At 47.1% G+C, this 20,384-nt stretch carries 12 protein-coding genes; 10 read left to right on the forward strand and 2 right to left on the reverse strand.

Annotation, left to right across the window (positions count from 1 at the left end; translation table 11 throughout):
- The first annotated feature begins 5 nt into the window (after window positions 1-5).
- From P0078_RS21425 to P0078_RS21465, 9 genes are all read left to right on the forward strand, one after another.
- Window positions 6-3,302, forward strand: a complete 3,297-nt coding sequence (locus P0078_RS21425) for a right-handed parallel beta-helix repeat-containing protein (protein ID WP_282931916.1) — start codon at window positions 6-8, stop codon at window positions 3,300-3,302.
- On the forward strand, window positions 3,284-8,902 hold the full coding sequence (locus P0078_RS21430) for a right-handed parallel beta-helix repeat-containing protein (RefSeq protein ID WP_282934660.1): 5,619 nt from the start codon (window positions 3,284-3,286) through the stop codon (window positions 8,900-8,902). The genes P0078_RS21425 and P0078_RS21430 overlap by 19 nt, the downstream gene beginning before the upstream one ends.
- 87 nt (window positions 8,903-8,989) lie before the next feature.
- Window positions 8,990-9,880: a TolB family protein gene (locus P0078_RS21435; RefSeq protein ID WP_282931917.1), complete on the forward strand. Its 891-nt coding sequence runs from the start codon at window positions 8,990-8,992 to the stop codon at window positions 9,878-9,880.
- Window positions 9,877-11,013, forward strand: coding sequence for a FlgD immunoglobulin-like domain containing protein (locus tag P0078_RS21440; RefSeq protein ID WP_282931918.1), 1,137 nt, complete (start codon window positions 9,877-9,879; stop codon window positions 11,011-11,013). The genes P0078_RS21435 and P0078_RS21440 overlap by 4 nt, the downstream gene beginning before the upstream one ends.
- A gap of 37 nt (window positions 11,014-11,050) precedes the next feature.
- Window positions 11,051-11,560, forward strand: a complete 510-nt coding sequence (locus P0078_RS21445) for a tetratricopeptide repeat protein (protein ID WP_282931919.1) — start codon at window positions 11,051-11,053, stop codon at window positions 11,558-11,560.
- Window positions 11,561-11,626: 66 nt separating this feature from the next.
- Window positions 11,627-11,953 (forward strand): hypothetical protein, encoded by a 327-nt coding sequence (locus P0078_RS21450; RefSeq protein WP_282931920.1) that lies wholly within the window; start codon window positions 11,627-11,629, stop codon window positions 11,951-11,953.
- Window positions 11,944-13,071 carry a DUF6531 domain-containing protein gene (locus P0078_RS21455; protein WP_282931921.1) on the forward strand — a complete coding sequence of 376 codons (1,128 nt, stop codon included), beginning with the start codon at window positions 11,944-11,946 and terminating at the stop codon, window positions 13,069-13,071. Before P0078_RS21450 ends, P0078_RS21455 begins: the two co-directional genes overlap by 10 nt.
- A gap of 38 nt (window positions 13,072-13,109) precedes the next feature.
- A complete protein-coding gene (locus P0078_RS21460; RefSeq protein WP_282931922.1) occupies window positions 13,110-16,028 on the forward strand; it encodes an RHS repeat domain-containing protein in 2,919 nt (972 codons plus the stop codon).
- Between the two features lie 14 nt (window positions 16,029-16,042).
- On the forward strand, window positions 16,043-16,573 hold the full coding sequence (locus P0078_RS21465) for a hypothetical protein (protein WP_282931923.1): 531 nt from the start codon (window positions 16,043-16,045) through the stop codon (window positions 16,571-16,573).
- Between the two features lie 201 nt (window positions 16,574-16,774).
- Here the strand turns inward: P0078_RS21465 and P0078_RS21470 are convergent, their stop codons facing one another.
- Complete coding sequence (locus P0078_RS21470) at window positions 16,775-17,068, reverse strand: hypothetical protein (RefSeq protein WP_282931924.1); 294 nt, start codon at window positions 17,066-17,068, stop codon at window positions 16,775-16,777.
- 705 nt (window positions 17,069-17,773) lie between these two features.
- On the reverse strand, window positions 17,774-18,760 hold the full coding sequence (locus P0078_RS21475) for a transposase (RefSeq protein WP_282931925.1): 987 nt from the start codon (window positions 18,758-18,760) through the stop codon (window positions 17,774-17,776).
- An 827-nt stretch (window positions 18,761-19,587) separates the two neighbouring features.
- On the opposite strand from P0078_RS21475, the gene P0078_RS21480 reads away from it, so the two are divergent.
- Entirely contained in the window at window positions 19,588-20,274 is a 687-nt protein-coding gene (locus P0078_RS21480) for a group II intron maturase-specific domain-containing protein (RefSeq protein ID WP_282931926.1), read from the forward strand.
- The last annotated feature ends 110 nt before the right edge of the window (window positions 20,275-20,384 follow it).

Below are 20,384 nucleotides of genomic sequence, written 5' to 3' on the forward strand. Positions count from 1 at the left end.
TGTTCATGCGCAGCTCAGCTTATAATCATTCACGGCTTTTGGTGTTTCAAAATAATGCCAGGCAGCTGTTGCAATACTTGTTTGTCTCATTGGTATGTGTTTCGGCATTTACGTACGCTGAAGTGGCAGTGGATGAGGATGTTTCTCCCTGGCAGCTTTCTATCGTTGGTGCCAGCACCGGTGATGTGATTCTAAGTGGTGATGATGCGGCATTAAGCCTAGGAATTTCAGAAATTTGTGTAGCTGAAAACCAGGTTTCCGAAGAGTTTTCCTCCAGTTCTAGTGAAGATCTCTCCTCGCTTGGGTTTCATAGCTTTGGTAGTGAAGCTCTATCGTTACGCAATGAGCGCGCCACTGTAACTGCCCAAACTGATCAAGTCCTGCTGGCCCCAACGGTGCTCAGCGATTCAGATGAAATTACTCTCAGCGCCCTCATTAATTCATCAACGGACGCTGGAGCCGGTACTGATTCACTCACTATCTATCTGACTGATTCTGAATATGTTGGTTATGGAGTCCAGTATCAAGGCGATGGTTCAACCGGCGTATGGGCTCTGGTTCAATTTACAGATGCCGAGAGTCAATCCAATTTAGCTCAGGTGGCTGCAACTGATAATCATCCAACAACTGGACAAACGGTTACTTTAAATCGTTCTGGCGATACGTTGACGGTTACTGTAGGAGGAAGTGATATTGGTCTTACCTATACTGTAGGTGAGGGCATTGGTGATCTTTCTCGCTACGGCATACGTTCTACCTCACTTGGCGTTAGCGACAATAATTACCTAGATGACCTAACGCTGACTTTCTCTTCTACTGCTACTTGTCCAGCCTTGGCTGATACAGGTGAGTGGGATGATGCCTACTCTCTGCACTTTGTATATCAAGAGCTGTTGCAGCAGGGAGAATTGATTGCACGTTTATCCAGCCATACCAATAGTGGATCTGGCATTGCTGGTATCGCCCTACGAAATGGCACGGAAGCAACTGATAAAGCCATTGCATTGGTAGTGGACCCGTCTGATAACAGTATTGGACTTTTCACCCGAGATACGGATGATACAGTCAACACGCTAATTACCACCGGACAGACTGGCGCCTTGCCCCAGTGGTTAAGATTAGTGCGTGATGGCGACACGATTACAGCTTATATCTCTACTGATGGTGCAAGTTGGACTCAGGTAGATAGTGTTTCGATCAGCTTCGACGATATTGTTAAGGCTGGAATTGCAGTGGCAGTTACTGGCAGTGAAGCGCAAACGCTGGAATACGATAACCTGAGTGTTTTAAATGAACTATCTGGCGATATTACTTCAGATATAGAGCTTGCTGCACATCAAACCTATGTAGTGACAGGGGATGTGGATGTTAATAGTGGGGTGACTCTAACTATTAATGAAGGCGTGACAGTCCTATTTGAGGATTATTTCACCTTTGAGGTGAACGGCAATCTCACAGCTACTGGTGAAGCAGACGCGCCGGTAATATTTACTAGTGCACAGGCCTCGCCAGCTAAAGGTGATTGGTCTGGCATTGAAGCAAAAAGCGGTAGCGTAGTGAGCTTGGACTATGTGACTTTGGAATACGGAGATCGTGCTCTTTACGCAGCCCCTGGTAGCACCTTTAGTCTCAGCAATAGTACATTACAGAATTTTTCAAAGAGCGGTATTTATGCCTACAATTCTACTGGCGTAATTAGTAATAACACCATTCAGTATGCAGATAATGCTGGACTGTATTTGCATCTCGTTGCAGATGTAACCGTCAGTAATAATATTGTCAGTGATAATAAATACGGTATTTACATTCATGGTGCTAGTGGTGGAGTTACCACCCCAACCATTACCGACAATCAAATTATCGATAATAGTAGTTACGGCTTTTATTTATATGGTGCAGGAAATGCCAGCTACGACCCCCTTCCAGTAATTAATGGAAACAGTATTTACAGTAACGGTACCTACAACGTATATACAAAAAACTATGGAAGTGGATCAACGACAAACGTTGATGCAACAGGTAACTGGTGGGACGCCACCGATCCTGGTTCTATTTCTCCAACAATTTATGACCATACCGATACTGGTAGTGACTCCAATCCATTTATCGATAATGGTGGGTTCTTGGATGCTGAAGATGGAGTGGCAGTAGTCAGTCATTCATTGATAGGTACCCTAACAGAAGATACTACTTTGCTTTCGGGCAATACCTACACCATGTTAGGACACCTCTACGTTGGTTCAGGTACGGTACTAACTATAGAGCCAGGTGCGCGTATTGAGTCGGGTGGAGGCTATCGAATTGTTGTTGATGGAACTCTAAAAGCCATAGGCACCAGTGAATCGCCAATTGTATTTACCAGTGATGAAGAGTCTGCATCCAGTGGTCAGTGGAAAGGTATTCGCGTTGACGAAGGCGGCTCGGTAGAACTGGACTATGTGACGTTGGAGTATGGAGAGTATGGTCTTTATGCGCAGTCAGGTAGTAGCTTTAGTTTGAGCAACAGTGTTGTGCAATATATTGAGGAAGATGGTGTTTATGCCTATAACGCCAGCGGCTCAATAATTAACAATACTATTCAGTATGCTGAAAATTCTGGGGTATACCTATACGGTGTAGCAGATGTCACCGTCAGTGATAACGTAGTTATTGATAACAAATACGGGTTTTACATTAAGGGCTATAGCGGTGCTGCTACCACCCCAACGATCACGGGTAACACCGTTACCGGTAGCAGTAGCTACGGCTTCTATTTGTATGGGGTAAAGGACGCAGGCTACGATCCACAGCCTACGATTACGGGCAACAGCATTTACAGTAACAACAGTTACGATTTATATACCAACTATTACGAAAGTGGTGTGCTTACCGTTAATGCCACGGGCAACTGGTGGAACACCACGGATCCAGGAGATATTGGTCCAGAGGTTTACGATTATAACGACAGTACCTCTTATCGTCCGATAGTAGATTTCAGCGGTTTTCTGGATGCGGAAGACGGTAGTGCAGTAATCACGAATGGCTTAAGTGGTTATTTAACAGAAGATACCACCTTGGTGGCGGGTACAACTTACACCTTCGAGAGCCACGTACATGTGCAGAGTGGAGTAACTTTGACGATAGAACCCGGCGCTCGTATTGAAGTGGGGGAAGGTTTCGTCTCAAGGTTTATGGCACTTTGGATGCACAGGGCACCAGCGATAGCCCGATTGTATTCACCAGTGATGAGAGCGCACCCGCTGCCGGAGATTGGTATGGCATCGTGGCACAAAGTGGCGGCACGGTGGATTTGGATTATGTAACAATAGAGTACGGGGATTACGGTCTTTATGCTGCCTCGGGCAGTACCTTTAGTCTCAGCAATAGTACCTTGCAGCACTTTGATGGGAACGGTGTTTATGCCTATAACGCTAGTGGCTCAATTAATAACACGACTATTCAATATGCAGGTAATGCTGGGGTATACCTATATGGTGTAGCGGATGTCACGGTCAGTGATAACTCAGTAATCGATAACAAATATGGATTTTATATTAAGGGCTATAGCGGTACTGTTACCACCCCAACGATCACGGGTAATACCGTTACTGGTAGTAGTAGCTACGGCTTCTATTTGTATGGGGTAAAGGACGCAGGCTACGATCCACAGCCTACGATTACGGGCAACAGCATTTACAGTAACAACAGTTACGATTTATATACCAACTATTACGAAAGTGGTGTGCTTACCGTTAATGCCACGGGCAACTGGTGGAACACCACGGATCCAGGAGATATTGGTCCAGAGGTTTACGATTATAACGACAGTACCTCTTATCGTCCGATAGTAGATTTCAGCGGTTTTCTGGATGCCGAAGATGGTAGTGCAGTGATCGACAATGGCCTGATTGGCTACCTAACCGAAGATACCACTCTGTTAGCAGACACGACTTACACCTTAGTGAGTTCGCTGCACGTAAAAAGTGGTGTGACCTTGACGATCGAGCCGGGTGCGCGTATAGAAGTGGGTGGACGATTTAGCCTCAAGGTTTACGGTACCTTAGATGCACAGGGCACCAGTGATAATCCGATTGTATTCACCAGTGATGAAAGTACACCTAGTGTCGGAGACTGGTTTGGCATCGTGGCGCAAAGTGGCGGCACGGTAAATTTGGATTATGTAACAATAGAGTACGGGGATTACGGTCTTTATGCTGCCTCAGGCAGCACCTTTAGTCTCAATAATAGTACCTTGCAGCACTTTGATGAAAGTGGTGTTTATGCCTATAACGCTAGTGGCTCAGTAAGTAATAGCACCATTCAGTATGCTGAAAATGCAGGGGTATACCTATACGGTGTAGCGGATGTCACCGTCAGTGACAACGCAGTTATCGATAACAAATATGGATTTTATATTAAGGGCTATAGCGGTACTGCTACCACCCCAACGATCACGGGTAATACCGTTACTGGTAGTAGTAGCTACGGCTTCTATTTGTATGGGGTAAAGGACGCAGGCTACGATCCACAGCCTACGATTACGGGCAACAGCATTTACAGTAACAGTAGTTACGATTTATATACCAACTATTACGAAAGCGGTGTGCTTACCGTTAATGCCACGGGCAACTGGTGGAACACCACGGATCCAGGAGATATTGGTCCAGAGGTCTACGATTATAACGACAGTACCTCTTATCGTCCGATAGTAGATTTCAGCGGTTTTCTGGATGCCGAAGACGGTAGTGCAGTGATCGACAATGGCCTGATTGGCTACCTAACCGAAGATACCACTCTGTTAGCAGACACGACTTATACCTTAGTGAGTTCGCTGCACGTAAAAAGTGGTGTGACCTTGACGATCGAGCCGGGTGCACGCATAGAAGTGGGTGGACGATTTAGCCTCAAGGTTTACGGTACCTTAGATGCACAGGGCACGAGTGATAGCCCGATTGTATTCACCAGTGATGAGAGCGCACCCGCTGCCGGAGATTGGTATGGCATCGTGGCGCAAAGTGGCGGCACGGTGAATTTGGATTATGTAACAATAGAGTACGGGGATTACGGTCTTTATGCTGCCTCAGGCAGCATCTTTAGTCTCGATAATAGTACCTTGCAGCGTTTTGATGAGAGCGGTGTTTATGCCTATAACGCTAGTGGCTCAATTAGTAACAGTACCATTCAATATGCGAATGAATATGGGGTGAATCTGATCGGTACTGCGGATGTCACCGTCAGTGGCAATATGATCATGAATAATCGTGTCGGCATTCGTATTTCAGGGTTCAGCAGTGGGGTTACCACTCCAGTTATTACTGGCAATACCATTGCTGGTAATAGCAGCTACGGCTTTTATTTGTATGGAAGGAGGGACGCAGACTACGATCCGCAACCCGTGATCACTGGTAACAGCATTCATAGTAATAGTGGTTACGATATATTCACTGATTATTACGAAAGTGGGGCGCTCACTGTCAATGCCACGGGCAACTGGTGGAACACCACGGATCCAGGAGATATTGGTCCAGAGGTCTACGATTATAACGACAGTACCTCTTATCGTCCGATAGTAGATTTCAGCGGTTTTCTGGATGCCGAAGACGGTAGTGCAGTGATCGACAATGGCCTGATTGGCTACCTAACCGAAGATACCACTCTGTTAGCAGACACGACTTATACCTTAGTGAGTTCGCTGCACGTAAAAAGTGGTGTGACCTTGACGATCGAGCCGGGTGCACGCATAGAAGTGGGTGGACGATTTAGCCTCAAGGTTTACGGTACCTTAGATGCACAGGGCACGAGTGATAGCCCGATTGTATTCACCAGTGATGAGAGCGCACCCGCTGCCGGAGATTGGTATGGCATCGTGGCGCAAAGTGGCGGCACGGTGAATTTGGATTATGTAACAATAGAGTACGGGGATTACGGTCTTTATGCTGCCTCAGGCAGCATCTTTAGTCTCGATAATAGTACCTTGCAGCGTTTTGATGAGAGCGGTGTTTATGCCTATAACGCTAGTGGCTCAATTAGTAACAGTACCATTCAATATGCGAATGAATATGGGGTGAATCTGATCGGTACTGCGGATGTCACCGTCAGTGGCAATATGATCATGAATAATCTTGTCGGCATTCGTATTTCAGGGTTCAGCAGTGGGGTTACCACTCCAGTTATTACTGGCAATACCATTGCTGGTAATAGCAGCTACGGCTTTTATTTGTATGGAAGGAGGGACGCAGACTACGATCCGCAACCCGTGATCACTGGTAACAGCATTCATAGTAATAGTGGTTACGATATATTCACTGATTATTACGAAAGTGGGGCGCTCACTGTCAATGCCACGGGTAATTGGTGGAATACTACGGATACGGAATCGATTGAAGCAGAAATCATAGATTACGCTACCAGTTCCTCCAGCGCCAACTATAAGCCGATCGTGGATTACAGTGGCTATTTAAATAGAGCTAATGGAAGTTCAGTATATGATCACTACCTCCGCTTCGATATCGACACCGATACGAGTTTGGTCGCAGGTTCCTATATTGTTGTTGACAATATAAACGTAAATAGTGGTGTGAGTTTAACCCTAGAAGCAGGAGCAGTATTGGTATTCCCTGCTGGTCACTCACTAACAGTAGAGGGAGATCTGGTAGTTAGTGGTTCCAGCTCCCAGCCGGTACTATTCACCAGTGAGGCCCAATATCCTGCGGCAGGTGATTGGCAGGGTATCGTCGTAGCAAGTGGTGGCAGTGTCAGTATTGATAATGCTTACATCCAATATGCAGAAACTGCAGTTTCTGCGACTTCACCCTCTGCGTTCAGTGTTACCAACAGCATTATTACTGACTTTAGCGAAAGCGGAATCAGTGTTAACAATCTTGCTGGTGGCACTATTGCCAATAACTTAATCCAAAATACGGATTACACAGGTATAGGGATAGCCCTGGATACTGCATCGTCAGCAGTAACTGACAATATTGTTACTGGCTTGAATTACGGTGCATATATTACCGGGGCCTCTTCACCGAGCTTAACGGGTAATAGTTTTATCGATAATAATTATGGTATTTACCTGAATGGTTCGGGCAGTGATGCAACCAATCCCACCCCCACGATTACCGGCAATGATCTCTATGGTAATACCAACGGCAGCTTGTACCTTAATAACTATGGTAGTAGCTCGGCGCTGGTGTTGAATGTTACTGGCAACTGGTGGGGCAGTGCTTTACCAGAGTGGGGTGTAGATATTATCGGGGTTGATTCGCCAGAGACTGTCGTAGATCACAGTAATGCCCTTGCTGCAGAGAGCCGCGTAATAACATCTAACTTAAATGGGAATTACGAATATTTCTCCCCGAATAGTGATGGCAACCAGGATACATTAGCCATTACTGCCACCTTGAGTTCAAGTAGCACTTGGAGTCTGGAAATCAGTAATAAATCCGGAACTGTTGTGAATACTTTCTCTGGAACTGGTACAGCTATTAATATCGATTGGGATGGTACTGACAGTGGCAGTACCGTATTGAATGATGGTCGTTACTATTTATTCTTGAAGGTAACTGATGCGGAGAATACCAGTTATCGCGCGGGTGCTATTTGGGTAGAGCTGGATAATACCGCCCCTATAGCATTAATGAACAATGTTAATGATGGCGATACTTTATCAACTGGGACCACGACACTGGAGATTGAAGGTAGTGCTATCGACAATTTCTTCGTTGACTACTCCGTGGATTACCAATTGAGCGGTGATATCGATAACTGGGTAAGTCTTAAGTATTCAACATCAGAGATCAGTGAAAGCACCTTGGCTGAGTGGGTACTTAACTCCGTTGATGGTACAGTTGAGGCGCCGGCCAGTGGTGACTATCAAATACGTTTGATTGCCACTGATCGGGCTGGCAATATCACCACTATTATTCGCACAATCACCCTTGATCTACTCAGTATTACCAATGTCAGCCGCAATCAAACCACAGTGAATCCGATTGCCGATGAAAGCCTGATAATCAGCTTTGACTTGTCTGCCGGCGCTACCGTTACGTTGGATATTAAAGACGAGCAAACTGAAGAGCTGGTTCGCAGTGTGGTGGAAACCTTTGATAGTGCGGGTAGCTATTCCCTGAGTTGGGATGGCAAGGATGACGAGGGTAATTATGTTCCGGAAGAAGCATATACCTACTTCCTGACTGCAGTGAGTGGCAGTGTGGAAGGGGTGTATGTTATTGAAGATGGTGGAAGTACCAGCGATATCTTAATGGGAAGCATGGATACCACCATGAATGCGGTACAAAACGACTTTATGAAAACTGAAGTTACGCCCACGGCGAATGTGCGTGTCTATATGGAGGTCACGCCAGATGGGGGAGATACTCATATTGTCTATGATAATGTCCCCATGGAGGCCGGTACCCACTATATGACTTGGGATGGTCGCACCGCTGATGGCGTACTTACTACTGGGTCTTTTTACACCTATGTGCCAGCACCTGAAGTTCTGCCCACCAACGTGGTAATTATTGACGGCATAAACCCAAGTATCAGCGGCACACTGGACGCACCCAATATCGAAGTTAAATCCGATCCTTATTTGATGTACCACAGCTACGATCAAATCTCGAAAGTAGCTTACTTGTTGGATCAGGACTCCTACGTAACCTTCAAACTGTTACCGCCGGATATCGGTGACCCGACAGATGCCGGAGCGATCACCTTGATCGATAACCAGCTGCAAGCCGCTAATGACAGCGATGGTGCAGTAGCCACTCACGAGGTGGAGTGGACCGGTTATGAAGAGAGCGATGGCAACGCGATTATGGTCTCGGATGAAGGTGTGTACAGTTTCTGGATAGAAGCGACTTCGGCAACTACCGGAGCCAGTACCACTTACTACGGCGCATTGCAGCTGTATCAATAATGATTAGGGCGCTAGCGGTGTTTTAGTTCACCGTTAGCGCCTAACTGACAAGTCGGCGTTAAATCAAAAAACAACCAAGAGAACAACGTGAAAGCCTTACTAAAGTCCAACGTGGTCATTGTGACTTGTGCATTGCTATGGTGTGCCTGCGTTTACGCAGAAGAGGATATTGCTTACCTAGCCCCGGGCAAACAGGGGTACTGGCAGGTATGGGTAATGGATACCCAGGGCCAACAACACCGGCAACTCACCCACTCAGCCTTCGATAAAAATAGCCTTAGCTGGTTTCCCGATGGCAAGCGTTTGCTGGTAAATGGCAGCCAGGGTGAACTGCATGAAGTGGGGCTGGCCAACGCCAAAGAATTACCAATAACAATGCCGCTAAAAGGTTTTATTGATGCGAGCCTAGCGCCGGATGGAAAATCTGTAGTCTTTTCTCTCAGTACCTCCGACAGTGTTGACGATAACAACTTGTGGCGATTGCCATTGGATGGCAGCGACCAGCAAAAGCTCACCAATATGCGTCATATGCAGCACGAACCCCGCTGGCATCCAGATGGCAAGACCGTGTATTTCTTGTCCGGGGATGGTGGCGAAGCCCACGATATCTGGGCGCTGGATTTAGTTTCCGGAAGCAAGCGGCAACTGACTTTTAATAGTCTTTACAATTTTGATGTTGTCGCCGACACAAAAGGCCGATTGGTATTTTCCAGTAACCGTGCCGGCAACTACGACCTGTGGTTGCGCGAGAGCAACGGAAAACTCAAACAGCTCACCACCGATGCCGCACTGGATGCCGCTCCCAGCTGGTCCCCGAAAGGTGATGCCGTTGTATTTCAGTCTACCCGCGACGGCGCCTATAACCTGTGGAGGTTAACACTTGAGAGTGGTGAGTTAACCCAGTTGACCCAATTTACCAGCGGTGCCCGTAAACCCCTATGGCGGCCGCAGTCCGCGCAAGGCAAGTCAGTACTATGAATAAGATGTTAAAAAAAATCGGCCTCACCGCAGTATTGGCCGCTCTGGTTACGCCCTTGGCTGGCTACGGACTGTCTATTTCCGGGGTCAATATTGAATCCCGCTCGTTTGTCCCCGCCCAAGGGGAACAGTTCGCACTGAATTACCATATTGATACGCAAGCCAATGTCACGATTAATATCTACGACGCTCGTGACCTGCTGATCAAAACGGAATACCGCGAACAGCTGGCGGCGGGCGATCACCAGTGGCAGTGGGACGGTACCGACCAGCAGGGGCGCCCGGTACCCGCAGAGGCTTATCACTACACCATCAGTGCAACAGCCGGTGAGCAAACTGCCGAGTACGACCTGACTGATATTACCGGTGGTGAAAGTGTTGCGGTCAACGATCTGAGTTGGAATGCGGAGCAGGGCAGTGTGGATTACACCCTGCCGCAAATGGCCCGCGTCGCAATTCGGGTGGGATTAAAAAATAACGGCCCACTGCTGAATAATATTATTGACTGGGTGCCGCGTGGGTCTGGCCAACAAACAGAAGCCTGGGATGGGGAGGATGCCTCCGGTGCCCTGAATTTAAAGGGCCACCCAGCACTGGAATTAATTCTCAATGCCTTCGCCTTGCCCCGCAATACCATTCTGGTGAGCGGGGATAAATTATCTTCTGACGCCCGTTTTGTGCAGGATATGCCGTGGGGACAAAGCCCACGACAAAAAAAGAAATCCCATCGCCCGCGTATTCACGCCCCCGCGCAACGGGACGCATTGAGCCGGGGAGATTTCCCGCTAGAAATTTCACTGGTGGGGGACTACCGCAAAAATAGCGAAGGCACCCCGATAGTTAGCGGCACTGTACCGGTACGCATTAATGTACAGCCGGAGCATATCGCGCAGCTGGCCTCAAAAAGGTTTGAGCCGGTGTACTTTGTCGACGGACAGTACATTTATGAGAACGAGGTGGGTTACTTCCCCACCACTTATCGCTGGGACAGCCGCAACCACAACCCTGGCGAGCACTATCTCACGGTAAATTTACGCGGCTACCTGGGCAACTTTGGTATGGCCACCCTAAAAGTGGTTATTGAAAAACCCCAAACTGAAGGCTCAGCGAACACTCTCGCTCATAAAGATTAACTCTAATGCGAATTAGATATTCAGAAGGATGTGAACCATGAAGCGAACGACGGAATTAATCCAGATTCTATCCCTGGCAATCATTGCGCTTTTTGCCAGTACTGGAGCTTACGCAGCCAAGCCGAGCGCCCATATCCAGCAGGTCTCCCAAGCTGAAGCCCAAGCGGCGGTTGAACAAAAGGATTACAAGCGGGCGCGAGCCTTGTACAACCGCCTGCTGCGGCAGCAACCGCAAAATTACCCGGCCATGATTGAATTGGCCCAGCTGGAAAAGAAGTTAGGCAAGTACGAAAAAGCCAAGAAGCACGCTTCAGTGGTATTGAAACAAAATAGAACCCATCGCCAAGCCCTGCAATTATTGGCCCAAATCGCCATTCAACAGCAGCAGTGGGCAGAAGCGGAAACCTATTTCAGCCGCCTAATAAAAAACCACCCGGAGCACGGCCACGCCTATCTTGGCTTGGCCCAGGCTTACCAGGCACAGGGCAAGGATGAGCAGGAACAAACCGCTTTGAAAGATTATCGCCTGTGGCGTGCCGCACAATAATATCGTCCGATTTGTACTGAATAAGAATCACACTCCTGGCCAGTAGTTGGGGGATAGGGAATACCCATGAGCAGTTTTGCCAACAAAATACTAAAAACACCGCTAAAAGCCCTTGCTGGATTTAGCAAAACCTTGGAAGGCGCCCGGCGCGTCTGCGCAAGCGCGAACTCGATTCGTCCGCCCCTAGCTTCAGCGATGCTGGCTTTAACCCTGGCTATTGCTGCCAGCCCTACCCAGGCGCACACCTTTGGTGGTGGTACCGGCTCTAACAGTGATGATAGCGGTGGCGGTGATAGTGGTGTTGGGGGAGGCTGCCCCAAAGAGTCCGTTGAGGGGGGACGGTCGTACTTTTCAGCGGTCAGGAACGCCATAAAGAAACTGATATGGTGGTGAAAGGCAGCTACCCGATTCAAATTATACGTAAATACAATAACCAGTCAGATTACGATAGTGCCCTGGGGTATGGCTGGGCTTTCGATCACGACTACCGCTTGTATGAGTATCCCGATGATAAAGTAATAATCCGCTATTGTGCCGGGCACCGCGCTGAGTTTGTTTACAGTGGCGGTGCCTATGTGAGCGATGTAGCTGGGTTGCGTGGAACCCTGAGTGAAGATAGCGATGGTACCTACACCTTTGCCCACAATAATGGACGTAAAGATTACTACGATGCTGAAGGCCGACTGACAGCACGGGAAAATAAAAACGGTCAGCGCCTGGAGTTTACTTACAGCAGTGAACGCTTTCCTATCGTCGGTACTTCTCTTTATTCCGTCGATCCCTCTAAGCCGATGACGGTGGCCTATAGCTACCAGTTGCAAAAAATTGAAGAGCGCCTGGCAGATGGCAGCCTGAGTGGCAACTACGTTAGCTTCAGTTACGATAGCGACACCGGCCGTGTTACCCAAGCGGTGGACCACACCGGCCGCACTATTGTTTATAGCCACGATACGCTGGATGATAGTGAAGGTAATGCCCTAACTTCAGGCAACCTGATTAAGGTCACTGGCCTGGAAGGGCTGGTATCCACTTATAAATACGAAGATAGCAACGACGGCCACAATCTAACCTACTTCCAGGTGGGTGAAAATGCTACGCCCTATGAGGAAACCTACGATTCTGAAGATCGGGTAATCAAAGAGGTCTATGGTAATCTAATCTTTGAGTTTGACTATGTCACCGAGGGTTATGAAACCGAAGTCACTACCACTATTACCGATGCTGATGGTAATAACCCCTATACCACTACCGAGCGCTACGTATTTAACGAAGATGGCCGCACAGTGGAGTACGAGGACCAAGCGGGCTATCTCACGGTAAAAACCCGCGATGCCAACAACAATGTTACTCGTGAAGAGCGCTATGGCCTAGCTGATGACAATGGCGATCGTAACCTAGCGCGCGCTATCGATTACACCTACAACACTGATAACCGTCGTTTGAGTAAAGCTGTTAACCTGGCTAGTGGTGAAATCATTACTACCAGTTGGACTTATGAGGGGGGTGGGTAGCCAGTAAAGAGGTAGTTTCCTCGACTGATACTGCTACAGTGTTCCGAACCGAATATACCTTTAATTACGATAGCGATGGCAACCCTGAGACTCTGGCCAGCACCAAAAAATTAAAGGCCGACGGAAGCTATCAAACTACTAGCTATAGCTACAATGCCCGCAATCAGTTCACTACTACCACTTATGCCGATGGTAGCCAGTATGTGCTGGAGTACGAGAGTGACAGCCTCTATCCCACCCGTGTGTATTGGAAAGACCAAAACGGCAATACCCTGACCACCGGCGAGCAGACCTTTACCTATGACCAAGCGGGTAACCGCCTGACCGCCACTGATGCCATGGGTAACACTACTACCTACACTTATGATGATAAAAACCGCCCGGTTCAAGTAACCAATGCTCTGAGTGAGGAAACGCACTACACCTACGAAGACAATAATTTAGTACAGGTGGAGTCTGGGCGCAGTACCGATAGTGTCAGCCAGGAGGTTACAGCCGGACAGATTATTCTACTGAATTACGACGGCAAAAACCGTATTACCAGTATCGGGCGCCAAGACAGTGTTGGTGCTGAAGCTACCTACCAAAGTTATACCTATGACAGTTTGGGGCGACGCCTGAGTGTGAGCGATGCGCTGGGTAATGGCAGCAGCTATGGCTACGATCTACGCGGTAACCTGACCAGTTTCAGCGATGTCGATGACAATACTACCACCTACACCTACGATGCTTTGGGCAACCGTACCCAGGTTACTGATGTCAAAAACCGCGTAACCCTGTACAGCTACGATGAGATGCACCGCCTGGTACAAACCGAGAACCAGGCCCTGAGTCCGAGCTTGGTGACCAGTTACAGCTATGATGCAGCTGATAACCTCCTCACAGTTACCGATCCAGAAAATAACACCACTACCTACACTTACGATCGTTTACGCCGCAAAACTGCCGAGCAGCGCCCGGGGGGAGCGGTAATTACCTACAGCTATGATGAACGCAATCGTCTGGCCAGTAAAACGGGGGCTCGTGGGCAGGTACTGCAATACACCTACGAGGACTGGGGTGGGCTGGCAGGTATTGAACATTTTGCCAGTGCTACGGATTACATCGGCAACAATGCCGAACGCACCCAGGGTTTTACATATAATAATAACGCTCGACTCACACAGACTACTGACTCGGCTATCCAGGTTGGAGCGCTCTACACCCATAGCTACGATGCCCTCAACCGCCTGGAGCAAACTGCCAGTCACTATATACCGGGAGGTGACCGTACCCTAGCTTATAGCTACAACAGCAGGGGTAGCCTTAGTGGTATCAGCCTGGATAATACTGCTGAATCCGGTGGCACTTTAGTCAGTCATATTTTTACCTACGACGACTATAGTCGCTTAAATAGCGCCACTTTGGCTGCCAATACCCATACGCTGAATTATGACAGTGCCGATCGCTGGACAGACGTCACTTATGCCTCTGGCGTCAGTCGTACCAACACCTACAACGATGATAACACCCTGGCCAGCGCGACTCTGGTAGATGCCAACAGTACCACTCTTGAGGCGCTTAGCTACGCCTATGATGCGGTCAACAACATCGAGGGCTATACCGATAATGACGGCACCAAGGTATTTACCTATGACGGAATGGACCGCCTTACAGGTGCTGATTACCCAGATGCCACCGGTCTTACAGACGAACAATTCGATTACGACGGGGTAGGCAATCGTGAGGACCCGAGCGACAGTACCGTCTACGAATATAACACTAACAATCAGCTGGTCAGCCAAAATAATGAGGCATTGATTCGCAGCTATGATGATGACGGTAATTTAACGTCCATTACCGGAGCAGAAAATAAAACCTTTACTTATGACCGAGAAAATCGCCTCGCTAGCTACACGGATGGCAGTACTTCGGCCGGTTACGGCTATGGTACAAGTGGTCGGCGCTTGTACAAAACTGTTGATGGCACCACCACCTGGTTTTTATGGGGTGGTACTCAAGTAATTGCGGAATTTATCGAGGCGGACGGCTCAGCTAGCCTAAGCAAGCGATATGATTACCTGCCAGGTGCATATGCACCGCTGCAAGTAACTGATAGCAACGGCACTTATGAAGTATTTAGTGACCACCTAGATACGCCCCGGGTGCTGGTTGATGCGACGGGTCAAGTAGTCTGGCGTAGTGTGCGTACTGCATTTGGTGAAACCACTGTTGATGAAGATGTCGATGGCGATGGAACGACGGTGGTGTTTAATGTGCGTTTTCCGGGGCAGTATTATGACTCGGAGAGTGGACTGCACTATAACTATTTCCGTGATTATGACCCAAGCATTGGTCGGTACATTCAGTCTGACCCTATTGGGTTAAGTGGCGGATTAAACACCTACGGATACGCACTCCAAAACCCTCTATCCTATATAGATTTACTTGGCTTAACAGCATGCACTTGGGGCGATACAACATTTACATGTTCCTGTAAAACACGTACTCGTACAGCGCAGGAAAATTGTAGGGCTGCTGGTGGTATTCCATTATTTCCAGATCTGTTAAAGGATGATAAATCTGAAACTGAACCTGAAAGTTGCCCAGTTGATGGAAGTGATAGTCTCCAGTCATCTCCTGGTTCCCCTGATAATGATCCAGAAGATGAGGGAGATGAGGGAGATGAGGGAGATGACAAGGACAAAACTGAAGTAACACAATCCCCAAAGCAAGCACCAAAGCAAGGAGAGCCAGACTCCATCCATGAGCAATTAGATTCGGACGGAAATGTTCGCTCCAGAACATTTTATGATTCAAATGGAAGATCATTTAATCGTCAAGATTACGATCATAGTCATGGAGGCATGCAACCTCATCAGCATTCCAGGGATTTTGATGCTAGTGGACGACCGACTACAAAAGAGGTCGTTGGGCCTGTCCCAGAAGGCTATGATAGTTCGGCTACACCTCAGTAAAAGGATAAGAAATCATGAGTTATTTTTCATTTGGAGAAATTTTCTTTGACTCGCCTGAACATGATGTTATTTCTGTCTCCTTTGAATTGGTTCAGTTAGCATTGAGTTCAAATTTATATGTTTTACTTGGATGCAATATACCTCAGAAAGTAGTATTTGAAATGTTAGATAAAGAAAGGCAGCTGTTTAATGACTCAATGCCATTTTTGCTAACAGCGACACCATTGTCGGATGTGTCGGATGAACTGATTTCACCCTATGCCCTTGTTGAGGATGATGATAGTTGTCAGTCTTCTTCCCTATTCTCTGGAATTAATAAAATTCGGAGTTTTTTGGAAGGGGTGATAAAAGTTGCCGAAGTTGAAGCTGTAGATATTTATTTTAGTGAGGGCTACGCTGAAGAATTTAATGTGCAATCGGGTAAGCCAGATGAGGTGTATCAATATTTGTCAGGTGAGTGCGAAAAAAATGGAGATATGCCGCAAGTGAAGTTTACCCTCAAAGGGTTGCACAATCCAAACAAAAAACAAAAAGGACAGTCATAGATTTGATAGGAACAAAAAAGATTCTAGGACAGCCAAAGAAGGGAGGATGGAGCCAGTAACAAAACTGACTCCCTCTCTGGCGGCTCTTTCTCTTTGATTAAGAGGTAAAGAAGGCGAAATGCTGGGAATTGGTAGTTAGGTTTTGGGAATCGCTATTTTTGGATAAAAGAGCAGCTATCGAGCACTTGGAGTAGGGATAAATTAGAAGGGCGTAGCTGAGAGGAAGCGCCGGCAATCAGCTATACCATGTACCCAGCGTTTATCGAGTTGGATGCAAGCTTGCTTTACCGCCTCCACCGATCCCACTAAGCCTTTAAAGCGACTTTCAAAATTTCGATTGAGATATCGCCAGTGCTTGGGTGAAATGCTGAGCCGTTCAAGGATAGGGGGCGTGTTTTCAGTAATACAGCCTCGTTTTCTGGGGTCTAAATGCCGACCACTCCAGTCTACCAACTCCAAATAGTGATCCAATTGAAAGGGTAGCCCTTTTGGCATATTCAAACGATCACCGCCGACAAATGGAAGTAAATTTTTTGGCTGCTTGCCTGAGACTGCCGATGAAATCCTGGACAGCCATAGATTGAAGATTCGAAATCTTGGAAATGAAATTCCTGGACACCCAAAGATTGAAAATTCTAGGACTCTAGGACTCTAGGACTCTAGGACTCTAGGACTCTAGGACTCTAGGACTCTAGGACTCTAGGACTCTAGGACTCTAGGACAGCCAAAGAAGGGATGATTAAGAGGTAAAGGAGACGAAATGCTGGGAATTGGTAGTTAGGTTTTGGGAATCGCTATTTTTGGATAAAAGAGCAGCTATCGAGCACTTTTGGAGTAGGGATAAATTAGAAGGGCGTAGCTGAGAGGAAGCGCCGGCAATCAGCTATACCATGTACCCAGCGTTTATCGAGTTGGATGCAAGTTTGCTTTACCGCCTCCACCGACCCCACTAAGCCTTTAAAGCGACTTTCAAAATTTCGATTGAGATATCGCCAGTGTTTGGGTGAAATACTGAGCAGATTCTAGGACAGCCAAAGAAGGGAGGATGGAGCCAGTAACAAAACTGACTCCCTCTCTGGCGGCTCTTTCTCTTTGATTAAGAGGTAAAGGAGACGAAATGCTGGGAATTGGTAGTTAGGTTTTGGGAATCGCTATTTTTGGATAAAAGAGCAGCTATCGAGCACTTGGAGTAGGGATAAATTAGAAGGGCGTAGCTGAGAGGAAGCGCCGGCAATCAGCTATACCATGTACCCAGCGTTTATCGAGTTGGATGCAAGCTTGCTTTACCGCCTCCACCGATCCCACTAAGCCTTTAAAGCGACTTTCAAAATTTCGATTGAGATATCGCCAGTGTTTGGGTGAAATGCTGAGCCGTTCAAGGATAGGGGGCGTGTTTTCGGTAATACAGCCTCGTTTTCTGGGGTCTAAATGCCGACCACTCCAGTCTACCAACTCCAAATAGTGATCCAATTGAAAGGGTAGCCCTTTTGGCATATTCAAACGATCACCGCCGACAAATGGAAGTAAATTTTTTGGCTGCTTGCCTGAGACTGTCGTACGAATACGCTGTTGAATCGAAGTGTAATCAGATTCTTCAGGTGTCTTGGCAATATTGGCACGGATCGGGTTGAGGTCTACATAAGCCATACAGGCGGCAAGGGCTCTTTCATCCAGTAAGGCCTGGGACTTAAAACGGCCTTCCCAAAAGCGACCTGTACACTGGTCCTCGGCATTGGCCTGGCGAGCGATAGATTCATTTAAGCAGCGCATAAACCAGCTAATATCCATTAGGCGCTCCCGCCATAGGGAAACAACTTCTTTTAGTTTGGTTACCTCACAGTGATCGAGGGCATCGCCCTGAAGATAGCGCTGAGCTAAGCTGGAAGCCTTAAATAGCTTTTGCCAGCGAGTAATTACCTCTGTAATAGACCACTTGTTAGCCGATTCTGTGTCAATATATAGCACTATATGGTAGTGATTACTCATTACCGCATAGGCGGCAATATCTAGAGCAAACGCCTCGGCCAACTTATACATACGGCTTTCAATCCATTCGCGCCGATGCTCATAATCTTTTCCGGATTCAGTATCTCTACCACACAGAAATGCACGCCGCACACAGCGGGAAACGCAGTGATAATAGGGTGTTGTATCCAGAGATATCTGGGCACTTCGCGGTAGAGTCATTGGCTGTACGCACAATTTGCTGTATGAACATACAGTATTTTGTGAGATTTTAATCTTTTGTCAATCAATAGGGCTGGCGGTTTATACTTTTTATTTCGTGGGTGTCCAGAACTGTTGGTTTCCTTCGGGAGTACGGGCATATACAGAGAAATTTTAGGGAAGATAATTCTGGATTCTCGGATGTTGCGTGAGCATAGTGGGTTGCAATGGGGAAATGATTCGAGAGTACATAAATAATCAAGAGGTGGAAGAGTGTCATTAAGAGTAGATGCAACTGGCGAAACTGTAACTAGACCCTTCTGGGGGGCACCATACTAGCCACGATGCGGGTGGTTGCTGATTGAAAAAATTGTATGAAATTTATCAATAAGAATATTATTGGCTGGAGAGCTTCGTGGGTTTTTCAATATTCAACGTAGTATTTTTTGTGTTGTATTGTTATGTTTGCATGAAGAAACCACCATTTTCAGCAGGGTGGTATAGATTTAAACTCGTTATTCTAGTATTGATATTGGGTTATTTGACAACCTACGGGATAGTTAACGTAAGTAACGCGATAGGTGTTACCAATGAAAGTGTAATGAAGGGGGTTGTCTATTACTCTGTATTTTTATCGATTGCTTTGCTGATTTGTGCTTCGATTATCCTAAAGCAAATAATGAATGTAATTGCAAAAATAAAGTAGAAAAAGCAGAAAAAGCGAAATAAAAAAAGAAATAAAAAGGACACCCATAGATTGAAGGTTCCATAGATTGAAGATTCAAAATCTTAGAAAAAGATTCCCGGATAGGTGGAGATTCTAGGACCAGAGCAAGAAAAGGACAGCCATGGATTGGCATGCTTTATCGCCGCTGCTCTCCAACATTGTACTCGACTTGCTCGACAAAGAGCTGGAAAAACGCCGACACAATTTCGTCCGCTATGCGGATGATTTTGTGATTGTCGTTTCCTCTAAACGCGCGGGTGAGCGGGTTATGGCGAGCATTAAACGCTTTGTTGAGCGCAAGCTTAAACTCAAAGTTAACGATGCTAAAAGCCAAGTAGTCCCCGTTAGTCGTTGTAAGTTTCTGGGTTTTTCTTTCCGTGGAGCAAAGCTTGTCTGGCATGATAAGTCACTGCGCCAATTTAAATACCACGTCCGTCAGATTACAGGACGGTCCCGTGGCATTTCGATGGAGAAGAAAATGAAAGAGCTTACCGTATACCTCCGTGGTTGGATCAACTATTTTGGAATAGCGCAAGGCTATCAAAAATGTATTGATCTAGACTGCTGGATACGGCGGCGATTAAGAATGAGCTATTGGAAGAATTGGCGCAGAGTGAGAACGAAAGTTAGAAATTTACTGCGTATGGGTGTGAGTGAATCGCTGGCAGTTACCTGCGGCTCGTCCGGTAAAAGTTACTGGCGAAGCGCAAAAACTGAGGGTATTCATATTGCGCTTAATAATGAGTTCTTCGAAGAGATGGGTTTGATTTCATTGCGAGATCGTTGGGTAGAGATTCATTACGGATAGGGAACCGCCCATTGCGGACCCGCACGATGGGTGGTGTGGGGGCCGGTAGCTAGAAACTACCGGCTACCCGATTTAGGCATCACCCTCAACTCTATAAATTAACTCTAAAA

It is taken from the genome of Microbulbifer sp. VAAF005 (assembly GCF_030012985.1).
Taxonomy (GTDB): Bacteria; Pseudomonadota; Gammaproteobacteria; order Pseudomonadales; family Cellvibrionaceae; genus Microbulbifer.